We start from the raw sequence: 10,029 nt of genomic DNA, 5'->3' as shown, positions 1-10,029 counted from the left end.
GAGACAGCCTCCCGCGTCTCCTTCCGTCGCGCCATGCGCAAGAGCATGCAGGGTGAAGCCGTCGTGGCAGGTCACGAAGTTGATCGAGGCGAGCGGGCGGCACCCGCCGGGACGGCGGGTGAGCGCACCCCGCATCCGCCCGCGCGGCATCATGGCCCTGTGCGACTCGAAGCGATCACTTGGGAGCGCCTCGGCGACCTTCTCGCCGAGCGGTTGCTCGGTCTGAAGCCGGACGACGGCAGCCCCTGGCCGCGCATCGCCTTCGACGGAGCCCCGGCCGCCGACCCCGGTGATCTCGCCGAACGCGTGGCCGAAGCCCTTCGCCTGCGCGGCCGGTCCGCGGTCGTCGTCGGCGCGGAGGGCTTCCTGCGCCCTGCCTCGCTGCGGTTCGAGCACGGTCACCGGGACGTGGAGGCGTACTACGACGGCTGGTTCGACACGGGGGCCCTGTGGCGCGAGGTCTTCGGTCCGCTGGACCCCGGCAGTGACGGCCGCGTCCTGCCCGACCTCTGGGATCCGGTCGCCGACCGCGCCACCCGCAGCCCTTACGTCCAACTCCCGCCCGGCGCCCTGCTGTTGCTGCACGGCCCACTGCTACTGCGTCATTGGTTCCCGTTCGACTTCACCGTCCACGTACGCCTCTCTCCGGGTGCCCTGCGCCGACGCACTCCCGAGAGCGAGCACTGGACGCTTCCCGCGTTCGAGCGCTACGAGAGCGAGGTGACTCCGGGCGACACCGCCGACGTCCTGGTGCGCGCGGACGACCCACGGCACCCGGCATGGAACGGCTGACCGCGACGGCGAGTGGCTCTGGACCACTTCACCAGCTCTCTCCCGGCAGGGCGGCCGGGATCCGGGCAGGTGCGGGTGCGTATCGCTTCCTGCCCGGCGAGAATGTAGGGCGTCGGGACTAGCGGTGCGTCCCCGCGCCGCGCCGGCCCGCCGGCATCGGGAGGTACTTCATGACCACTGCCGGAGACATCATGCACCGCGGTGCCCAGTGGATCCCCGCCCACCAGACCCTGGACCGGGCGGCCCAGCTGATGCGCGAACTCAATGTGGGAGCGCTGCCCATCAGTGACGAGAACGAACGGCTCTGCGGCATCCTCACGGACCGCGACATCGTGGTCGGCTGCGTGGCCATGGGCCACGACCCGGCACGCGTCACCGCGGGCGAGATGGCCCAGGGCACACCGCGCTGGATCGACGCGAACGCCGATGTCAGCGAAGTGCTCGGCGAAATGCAGGGGCACCAGATCCGCCGCCTTCCTGTGATCGAGAACAAGCGTCTGGTCGGAATGATCAGCGAGGCCGATCTGGCCGCGCATCTGACGGACGAACAGCTCGCGCACTGGGCCGAGAGCGTCTACGCGAGGACCGCCACCCGCTGATGCCGGGATTCCCGCCGCCACCGGGAACCCGCCCTCGTCCGGCCGGCCGTGCCGGACGAGGAGCGTCCCGGCCGGTGTCACAGCCAGCCGTTGCGCTTGAAGCCTCGGTACAGGACGAAGCAGGCAGTGGCGATCACACCGAGCGTCAAGGGGTAACCCAACTTCCAGTGCAGCTCCGGCATGTGCTCGAAGTTCATGCCGTACACACCGCAGACCATCGTCGGCACGGCGATCAGCGCCGCCCATGCCGTGATTTTCCGCATGTCCTCGTTCTGCGCGACGCTGACCTGTGCGAGGTGCGCCTGCAGAATCGAGTTGAGCAGTTCGTCGAACGCGGCTATCTGCTCGGTCGCCCGCAGCAGATGGTCGGAGACGTCGCGGAAGTAAGCCTGTATCTCCGGATCGACCACCCGTATCGGCCGGGTGGCGAGATCCATGAGCGGGCGGCTCAGTGGCGCCACCGCCCGCTTCAGCTCGAGGAGTTCACGCTTGAGCTGGTAGATGCGCCCGGGGTCGGCCCGTGCGCCGTTCTCCGCGAACACATCCGTCTCGACCTGGTCGATGTCCGCCTGCACCGAATCGGTGACGTTCAGATAGTCGTCGACCACATGGTCCGCGATCGCGTGCAGTACCGCGGCCGGTCCCTTGGCGAGCTGCTGGGGATCGGCCTCCAACTCCTCGCGCAGCGGGCCCAGCGAACCGTGCCGGCCGTGCCGTACCGTGATCACGAAGTGGTGGCCGACGAACACCATGATCTCGCCGGTGTTCACCACCTCGCTGGTCGCGGTGAGTTCGGTGTGATCGACGTAGCAGACCGTCTTGAACACCGCGAACAGCGTCTCGCCGTACCGCTCCAGCTTCGGGCGCTGATGGGCGTCCACCGCGTCCTCGACTGCCAGCGGGTGCAGGTCGAAGAGCTCGGCGATGCCCGCGAACTCCAGCTCCGTCGGCTCGTGCAGCCCGAGCCAGACGAAACCGTGGCCGGCCTTGCTGACCTGTTCGACCGTCTCTACGAGATCGCGACCGCCGGGCACTCTCGTCCCGTCCTCGTACGCCACGCAGTTCACCACTGCGGAGCCCAGCGGAGACCGGGCCGGGTGACTCAAGTCCACACGGGGGCGCCGCCGTGTCAGCCGCGCCACCTTGCGAAGGCCGCTGACCCTGCCCAGGCCTGTGACCTTCCGCAGATTCCCTGCCATCGACATCTGGAATCTCCTCGTGGATCTCTTCGCGCCGCACTCTGCGCCCGCCGCGGCCAGTCTGCCAGCCTGCTTCGGTGGCGGGGGAAGCCTGTGGGAACGGAGTATTCCGCTCCGGTAGTTCTGGCATACGCCGACGGGAGCATCCCCCATTACGGATAAGCGGGACAACTGGGATGATTCCTGCATGACGCGAACCGACGGCTATCTCCTCGACAACCGGCAGACTGAGGCGGGGCAGCGCTTCGAGGCCCTCGCCGCCCTCTTCGACCCCACGACGTTCCGCCACATCGAGCAGCTCGGCATCGGATCCGGCTGGCGCTGCTGGGAGGTCGGTGCGGGCGGCACATCCGTGGTGTCCTGGCTGGCCAAGAAGGTCGGCCCCACCGGACGGGTCGTCGCGACCGACATCGACACCTCGTGGGCGGCCTCGGCCACCCGGGCACCGGTCGAGGTGCGCGTGCACGACGTGGGCGTGGACGAGCCGCCGGGCGACGGATTCGACCTCGTGCACGCCCGGCTCGTACTGTCCCATGTGCCGCACAGGGAACGGGCGTTGCGGTCGATGATCAAGGCCCTTCGGCCCGGCGGACGGCTCCTGGTCGAGGACGCCGACCCATCCCTGCAACCACTGCTCTGGCCTGACGAGCGCGGCACCGAGCAGGAGCTGGCCAACCGGCTGCGCCAAGCCTTCCGCCATCTGCTCGCCGAACGCGGCGCCGAGCTCGCGTACGGCCGTCGGCTCCCGCGACTGCTCCGCGAGGCCGGACTGCGACAGGTGGAGGCCGACGCTTACTTCCCGATCACCTCGCCCGCCTGCGCCGCCCTGGAATCCGCGACGGTCCGCCAGGTCCGCGACCACCTCGTCGCGGCGGGCCACGTCACCGCCCAGGACATCGACCGGCACCTGGCGAACGTGGCGGCAGGCGCCATGGACCTGGCCACGGCACCGCTGATCTCGGCGTGGGGGCGCAAGGCGTAGCCCCGGAGCGACGGTTGGAGACAGCGGCCGTCACGTGTCTGTCTGAGGCCTCCCGCCCACCCGCTCCACCGCGCGCGCCCCCGCTCGGCATCCCTCCGCCGCCGCTTCCCCGGGCCGGCTTCCCGAGAGCAGGGCGGCCAGGAAGGCGCCGGTGAAGGCGTCCCCGGCTCCCGTCGTGTCCACGGGAGCCGCGGGCGTCGCCGGGACGAGATCCCGTACGATGCCCGACTCGGCCACCAGAGCCCCGGCGCCGCCTTGCTTGACCACCACCAGCGGGACATTGCGGCTCAACTTGGCCGCCGCGTCCGCCGTATCGGGCAGCCCGGTGAGCAGGCAGGCCTCGTCCCGGCTCGGCAGCAGTACGTCGATCCCCTCGGCGAGCGCGAGGAACCGGTTCACACCCAGCTCGGTGAGGAACCCCGCCGACGCGGGATCCACGCTCACCGGCACGCCACGCGCGCGTGCCGACTCCAGAGCCACCCTCACCAGCGCCCGGCAGGACTCGGAGAAGAACAAGTAGCCCGACAGGTGAAGCCACGCGACGCCGTCGAGCAGCGACGGCGACCAGTCGTCGGGGTCGAGCCGCAGCGAGGCTCCGCTGTCCGTGAGGAACGTACGCTCCGCCGAAGCACCCGTGTCCACCAGGCAGATCACCGTCCCCGTCGGCGCCACGGGATCGACGACCAGCTGAGGACGCACCCCTGAAGCGATCAGCTCCCGCTCGTGCCACGCGGCGGCGTCGGCACCCACCCGGCCGAGGAGCCGCACCCCCGCACAGCCCCAATGGGCCGCCCAGCATGCGACGTTGGCGCCCGCGCCGCCCGGCACGGTCCGAACGGCGGCGGCCGTATCGGTGCCTGAGGCGAGGGGTCCGCGGTACTGGGCGACGACGTCCGTGACGACGTCGCCGACGACAAGAAGGGCTCCATCACGACGGTCACGACGCAACGGGTTCGTTGCGTCCCCACCTGGCTGCTTCATGCTTCGCCTGCCCAGACCACGGGGTCGCTCGCCCCGGTCACGCCCTCGCCCAGGCCACCGCGATCCGCCCCGCGAGCCGTACGTTGCCGCGTACCGCCGCCAGGTTGGCGCTCAGTGACGCCCCGTCCGTGTGCCGGACCAGATAGTCGAGCAGGAACGGCGTCACCGCCTGGCCGGTCACGCCCTCCGCCTCGCACGCCTGCAGCGCGTCGGCCAGCACGCGCGCGTGGAGCCCGGGATCGAGCTGCTCAGCCTCGGGCACGGGGTTCGCGACGATCAGGGCGGATTCGGGCCCGTCGAGCGCGTCCTGAGCGCGCATGACCGCCGCGACCTCGGCTGGTGACTCCAGCGTCCAGTCCACCGGATGCCCCGAGTCGGACAGATAGAAGCCGGGAAAGCGTCCCGCCGCGTACCCGGCGACCGCGACGCCCAGCGTCTCCAGGCGTTGCAGCGTCGCCGGCACGTCCAGGATCGACTTCACGCCCGCGCACACCACCGTGATCCGGGTCCGCGCAAGGAGCCCCAGATCGGCGGACTCGTCCTGGGTGACCGTCCACTCCCGGTGTACGCCACCGAGGCCGCCCGTCGCGAACACGCGCACGCCCGCCCGCGCGGCCAGCAGTGCCGTCGCGGACACCGTGGTCGCCCCGCTCGCTCCCGTGGCGACGGCGAGCGGCAGATCGCGATGACCCAGTTTGCGGATGCCGTCCTCGTTCGCGATCCGCTCCAACTGCTCCTTGTCGAGGCCTACATGGGGCTGCCCGTCCAGGACGGCGATCGTCGCGGGAACGGCCCCCTCCTGGCGTACGGTTTCCTCCAGTTCCAGCGCCACCTGGAGGTTGCGTGGGCGCGGCAGCCCATGGGCGATGATCGTGGACTCCAGGGCCACCACCGGCCGGTGCGCAGCGAGCGCCTCCCGTACCTCTTCGGACACCAGCACGCGCGTGCCTCCTGTCTGTCGGCTCTCCCCATCATTCCTGGCGGGCGGCCCGTCCGGCCAAACCCTTGCGGCGGCGGGAAGGGGGCAGCAGCCTGGGACCATGATGGACAACTCGATACGTCTTGACCACGTCGTCCTCTGGGTGCGCGACCCCGTCGCCTCGGCCGACTTCTACGAGAAGACGCTCGGCATGGAGCCCCTCAGGGTCACCGACTACGCCGCGGGGACGGTGTCGTTCCCCTCTGTACGCCTCAATGACGAAACCATCTTCGACCTCGCGCCCCTGCCGCTGGCCGCACGCATGGACGCCGTCCCCGGGGCGGCGGAAAGCGCCGGCCACCCGGTCAACCACGTATGCCTGTCCCTCCCCGGTGAGGATTTCGACGCGCTCCGCGCTCGTCTAGAGGAGCGGGCCGTCCCCGTCTCGGACTTCTCGTACGACGCGTTCGGCGCCCGCGGAATGGCCAAGCGCAGCTTCTACTTCCGGGACCCGGACGGAAACGTCTTCGAGGCACGGCACTACGAGTAGTCGGATATCGCCTAGCCGGATATCGCCGTGCCCGCCTTGTGCTTGCCGCGGGTGAACAGTGCCAGCGCGCCGAGCGGCAGCAGCAGGCAGGCGGCGATGAGGTTGAGCCAGCCGTAGCCCGCCTGCGCGACGATGAGGCCCGCTGCCGCGCCGCCGACGCCCGCCGAGGTGTTCATGGTCAGGTCGGACAGCCCCTGCGCGGCGGCGCGCGCGGGCTGGGGCACGGAGTCCGTGAGGAGTGCGGAGCCCGAGACAAGGCCGGCCGACCAGCCGAGGCCCAGCAGGAAGAGCCCCGCCGCGCTCTGCCAGTGGCTGCCGCCCGCGGTGCCCGCGAGCAGCGCCGCGCAGGCCAGCAGCCCCACGGCGAGGCCTATCACCGAGAAGCGCCCGAACCGGTCCGACAACCGTCCCATGATCGGCGAGAACGCGTACATGCCCGCGATATGGACGCTGATGACCAGTCCGATCAGATCGATGCTCGCGCCATGGTGATCCAGGTCGACCGGCGTCATCGACATGACCGAGACCATCGCTGTGTGCGAAACGGCCACCGTCACAAGGGCGAGACGGGCGCGCGAAGAGGCCCGCACCGCGGCCAGCCCGGCCCGTATGGAGCGCGCCTCCGCGGACTGCTCCGCGACCGGTGCCAGCGCGCGGGCGGTGAGCAGCGGGTCGGGGCGCAGCAGCACGGCGACCACGAGCGCCGAGAGGAGGAAGACCCCGGACGCCCACAGGAAGGGGCCCGCCGTCTCCGGTATGCCGAGCCCTGCGACGCTGCGCCCCGCTGGTGCGGCGATGTTGGGGCCGAGGACCGCACCGATGGTGGTGGCCCATACGACGTTCGAGATGGCCCGGGCCCGTCGCTGGGGCTCGGCGAGGTCGGCGGCCGCGAAGCGTGCCTGCAGATTCGCCGACGAGGCCGCGCCGAATGCCGCCATGCCGAGCAACAGCAGCGGGAAGTTGCCGACGGCCGCGGCGATCACGCAGAGGCCCGCGCCCAAGGCACCGATGAGATAGGCCAGGACGAGCCCCGGACGACGACCGCGCGCGGTCATCAGCGCGGCCAGCGGCACGGAGAGCACCGCCGTCCCCGTGACGGTCGCCGTAGGCGCGAGTCCCGCCAGCGACTCCGTGCCGCTGATGTCCTCGGCCAGTACGACAGCGAGCGCGATGCCGGTGGCGACGCCCAGCCCGCCCAGGATCTGACTGGCGATGAGCACAGCGGATGTACGGCGTTGCAGTGCCGATAGCGCGATCGCGTCGCCAGGCACGGCGGACTGCCGTTCGACGGCGCTCATGGTGAACCCGCCGTGCCGGAGGCGTGCGCACGCGTGAAGGATGTGGTCACCGGCGCAGTCTCCCCCCTTTTCCCAACTCGGTCTTCCGAATTCGGGACGCCCTCAGAACAACGGCTCCGGCAGCACCCCTTCCAGCGCCAGCAGCTTCCGCTTCGTCTCCAGACCGCCCCCGAAGCCGCCGATTCCGCCGTCGCTCTCGACGACCCGGTGGCACGGCACGACGACCGGCAGCGGATTGGCGCCCATGGCCATGCCCACGGCCTGCGCCGCGCCCGGCTGACCCACGCGGTCGGCCAGGTCGCCGTACCCCACGACCTTCCCGAACGGAACGCCGGACGCCAGCTCGTGCAGTACCTGGCGGTTGAACCCGGAGATCAGGGACCAGTCCAGCGGCAGCTCGAAGTCGTGCCGGTCACCCGCGAAGTACGCCTGAAGCTGGCGTATCGCCTCGGCCAGCAGCGGGGAGTCGGGTGCCTCGACGGGCTCGGTGCCGAGCCGGGACTCCAGTCGGTCGAGCGCCTTGTCGCGCACCGCCTCCGTGGCGTGGAAGACGACGTTGACCAGGCCCTCGCCCGTCGCGGCCAGCAACAGTGGACCGATGTCACTGCCGACGACGGTCCACACCACCCGCTGCTCGTTCTGCCCATGGCTGTTCATGCGCTCCACCGTACGGTGCACCACTGACAACGCCGGTGGCGCGGACGCGTGCGGCGTCCGCGCCACCGGTAGGCGCTCCGGTCGAGAGCCTCAGAGCTCGTTCAGCGCCGCACGGATCACGTCGGGCTTGTTCGTGATGATGCCGTCCACACCGAAGTCGGCGACGCGTCGCGCGCCGTCCGCGGTGTCGACGGTCCATGTGAAGATCTCCAGCTGCCTGCCGTGCGGTCCCTTGAGCTCCTGGATCGAGGAGACGTAATCGGCCGAGATGGATGTGTGCGTCGAGTTGATCTGATCGCTGAACTTCGCGTACGCGGGCAGATCCGCGACCGCCGGCGTGCCCAGGAAGCCCGTCTTGATGTCGGGCCGCAGCTCATGCACGGTTCGTACGCTGTCCGCGCTGAAACTCTGGATGACCAGCTTGCTCCGTACGTGGCGCGGACCCAGCCAGCCCTCGTTGCTGAGGACCTTGAGGGTGTCCTTCTCGATGCCCGGATAGAGCTCGGGCTTCTTGATCTCCAGCACGAGCTTCTGGTGGTTGCGGGAGACCCGGTTCATGTATTGCTCCAGTGTCGGCACGCGCGCGCCCGCGTACTTGGGGCTGAACCAACTGCCCGCGTCCAGGCGCGCGATCTCCGCCGCGGTGAAGTCCGCGACTTTCCATGGAGCCCGGCCGGGGAAGACCTCCTCGACATTGGTCGTGCGTGCCAGGTTGTCGTCGTGGATCACCACGAGCTCGCCGTCCTTGGTGCGCTGAACGTCGTTCTCGACCCAGCGGAAGCCCAGCTCCGCCGCCTTGTCGACGGCGGCCAGGGTGTTCTCGGGAGCGTAGGCGGAAGCACCGCGGTGGGCGACGACCAGCGGCCGGTCGTCGCCCACCGCGGCGTGAGCGGGGGAGAGGGGCAGAACAAGGACGGCGGCTCCCAGGAGTGCTGTGGTCGTGCCGACGGCAGCGCGCGCGTGCATGCGTACTCCTTGCGTCTGTGGTCACGGGCCGCTCCAGCGTGACAGCAGAGTGTCAACAGGAGGGAGGTACAGGATGGCCACAGATTGAACGGAGTTGCCCGACGGCGATCACCAGTGCCGCACAACTGGGGCAAGGGCGTGTTTCTTTGCCGGAAAATCGTTCGAGCGCTCCGGTGGGAGTCATACTCTCTGCGTCAACCCTGGCCGCCATGGCGGTCCTGGGACGGGGGCGTTGGACGACATTCCGGGACGCAACAGGGCGGAAGGGCAGCCGCGCATGCAGGGCACGGTCGACGGATTCAGCTACGGACTCGTCACACCGCTGGTGGCGTACCTCATGGCCTGCCTCGGTGGTGCGCTGGGCCTGCGCTGCACCACCAGATCGATGCTGGTCGCCCACTCCTGGCGGCCCGGCTGGCTCGCGCTGGGCTCCGCGGCGATCGGCTCCGGCATCTGGACCATGCACTTCATCGCGATGATGGGTTTCTCCGTCCAGGAGACCCCCATCCACTACGACAAGCCGATCACGTTCGCGAGCCTCGGCGTCGCGATCCTCATGGTCGGCATAGGGATCTTCATCGTCGGCTACAAGGGGGCTTCCGGAACGGCCCTGTTCACCGGAGGCACCATCACCGGCCTGGGCATCGCCTCGATGCACTACCTGGGCATGGCCGGAATGCGACTCAACGGAAAGCTCGAGTACAACACTTTCACCGTCGCCGCATCAGTCGTCATAGCCGTCGCGGCCGCGACGGCGGCGCTCTGGGCGGCGGGCCAGGTCCGCGGCTTCCTGTGGAGCGTGGGCGCGAGCCTCGTCATGGGCCTCGCCGTCAGCGGCATGCACTACACGGGCATGGCCGCGCTCAGCGTCCATCTGCACGGCACCACCAACGTCCCCGCCGGTGACTCGCCCGCGGCCCTGCTGGCCCCCATGCTGATCGGCCCTCTCACGTTCCTGTTGCTGGCCGGCGCCGTCGTGATGTTCGACCCGCTGACGGTCATGGGCAACCCCGAGTGGAGCCCCGCCCAGAAGAAGCCCGGAATCCCCGCCCACATGGTCCGCCACACCGGCCGCCGGCCCACGTC

The 10,029-nt window shown here is 70.0% G+C and carries 11 protein-coding genes; 5 read left to right on the top strand and 6 right to left on the bottom strand.

Going from position 1 to position 10,029, the window contains the following annotated elements:
- Positions 1 to 159 precede the first annotated feature (159 nt).
- Both G6048_RS43720 and G6048_RS43715 read left to right on the top strand, forming a co-directional pair.
- On the top strand, positions 160 to 792 hold the full coding sequence (locus G6048_RS43720) for a nucleoside/nucleotide kinase family protein (protein ID WP_165345179.1): 633 nt from the start codon (positions 160 to 162) through the stop codon (positions 790 to 792).
- Between the two features lie 170 nt (positions 793 to 962).
- Positions 963 to 1,391, top strand: a complete 429-nt coding sequence (locus G6048_RS43715) for a CBS domain-containing protein (RefSeq protein ID WP_165345178.1) — start codon at positions 963 to 965, stop codon at positions 1,389 to 1,391.
- Positions 1,392 to 1,468: 77 nt separating this feature from the next.
- On the opposite strand, the gene G6048_RS43710 is transcribed toward G6048_RS43715, so the two are convergent.
- The gene (locus G6048_RS43710; protein ID WP_165345177.1) at positions 1,469 to 2,596 is read right to left on the bottom strand and encodes a magnesium and cobalt transport protein CorA; all 1,128 of its coding nucleotides are present in this window, start codon (positions 2,594 to 2,596) and stop codon (positions 1,469 to 1,471) included.
- Positions 2,597 to 2,777: 181 nt separating this feature from the next.
- Here G6048_RS43710 and G6048_RS43705 point away from each other — a divergent pair, with 181 nt between their 5' ends.
- Entirely contained in the window at positions 2,778 to 3,572 is a 795-nt protein-coding gene (locus G6048_RS43705; protein ID WP_165345176.1) for a methyltransferase domain-containing protein, read from the top strand.
- A gap of 30 nt (positions 3,573 to 3,602) precedes the next feature.
- Here G6048_RS43705 and G6048_RS43700 read toward each other — a convergent pair whose 3' ends face one another.
- Together G6048_RS43700 and G6048_RS43695 are read right to left on the bottom strand one after the other, a co-directional pair.
- Positions 3,603 to 4,553: a carbohydrate kinase family protein gene (locus G6048_RS43700; RefSeq protein ID WP_165345175.1), complete on the bottom strand. Its 951-nt coding sequence runs from the start codon at positions 4,551 to 4,553 to the stop codon at positions 3,603 to 3,605.
- 37 nt (positions 4,554 to 4,590) lie between these two features.
- Complete coding sequence (locus tag G6048_RS43695; RefSeq protein WP_165345174.1) at positions 4,591 to 5,493, bottom strand: pseudouridine-5'-phosphate glycosidase; 903 nt, start codon at positions 5,491 to 5,493, stop codon at positions 4,591 to 4,593.
- A gap of 100 nt (positions 5,494 to 5,593) precedes the next feature.
- Here G6048_RS43695 and G6048_RS43690 point away from each other — a divergent pair, with 100 nt between their 5' ends.
- Positions 5,594 to 6,022, top strand: coding sequence for a VOC family protein (locus G6048_RS43690; RefSeq protein WP_165345173.1), 429 nt, complete (start codon positions 5,594 to 5,596; stop codon positions 6,020 to 6,022).
- Positions 6,023 to 6,033: 11 nt separating this feature from the next.
- Here the strand turns inward: G6048_RS43690 and G6048_RS43685 are convergent, their stop codons facing one another.
- The 3 genes from G6048_RS43685 to G6048_RS43675 all read right to left on the bottom strand — a co-directional run bounded on the left by G6048_RS43685 (position 6,034) and on the right by G6048_RS43675 (position 8,943).
- A complete protein-coding gene (locus tag G6048_RS43685; protein WP_165345172.1) occupies positions 6,034 to 7,320 on the bottom strand; it encodes an MFS transporter in 1,287 nt (428 codons plus the stop codon).
- A gap of 102 nt (positions 7,321 to 7,422) precedes the next feature.
- A complete protein-coding gene (locus tag G6048_RS43680) occupies positions 7,423 to 7,977 on the bottom strand; it encodes a methylated-DNA--[protein]-cysteine S-methyltransferase (RefSeq protein WP_165345171.1) in 555 nt (184 codons plus the stop codon).
- Positions 7,978 to 8,067: 90 nt separating this feature from the next.
- A complete protein-coding gene (locus tag G6048_RS43675) occupies positions 8,068 to 8,943 on the bottom strand; it encodes a glycerophosphodiester phosphodiesterase (protein ID WP_165345170.1) in 876 nt (291 codons plus the stop codon).
- A 277-nt stretch (positions 8,944 to 9,220) separates the two neighbouring features.
- Between G6048_RS43675 and G6048_RS43670 the strand changes: the two genes are divergently transcribed.
- Positions 9,221 to 10,029 (top strand): MHYT domain-containing protein (locus G6048_RS43670; RefSeq protein ID WP_165345169.1); only part of this gene is annotated, 809 nt, incomplete at its 3' end.

It is taken from the genome of Streptomyces ureilyticus (assembly GCF_011045025.1).
Taxonomy (GTDB): Bacteria; Actinomycetota; Actinomycetes; order Streptomycetales; family Streptomycetaceae; genus Streptomyces; species Streptomyces ureilyticus.
This window is presented reverse-complemented; position numbering and strand designations above follow the sequence as displayed.

Coding starts and splice junctions, on each gene's coding strand:
- G6048_RS43715 (WP_165345178.1), top strand. CDS start 963: ATGACCACTGCCGGAGACATCATGCACCGCGGTGCCCAGTGGATCCCC.
- G6048_RS43710 (WP_165345177.1), bottom strand. CDS start 2,596: ATGTCGATGGCAGGGAATCTGCGGAAGGTCACAGGCCTGGGCAGGGTC.
- G6048_RS43705 (WP_165345176.1), top strand. CDS start 2,778: ATGACGCGAACCGACGGCTATCTCCTCGACAACCGGCAGACTGAGGCG.
- G6048_RS43700 (WP_165345175.1), bottom strand. CDS start 4,553: ATGAAGCAGCCAGGTGGGGACGCAACGAACCCGTTGCGTCGTGACCGT.
- G6048_RS43690 (WP_165345173.1), top strand. CDS start 5,594: ATGATGGACAACTCGATACGTCTTGACCACGTCGTCCTCTGGGTGCGC.
- G6048_RS43685 (WP_165345172.1), bottom strand. CDS start 7,320: ATGAGCGCCGTCGAACGGCAGTCCGCCGTGCCTGGCGACGCGATCGCG.
- G6048_RS43680 (WP_165345171.1), bottom strand. CDS start 7,977: ATGAACAGCCATGGGCAGAACGAGCAGCGGGTGGTGTGGACCGTCGTC.
- G6048_RS43675 (WP_165345170.1), bottom strand. CDS start 8,943: ATGCACGCGCGCGCTGCCGTCGGCACGACCACAGCACTCCTGGGAGCC.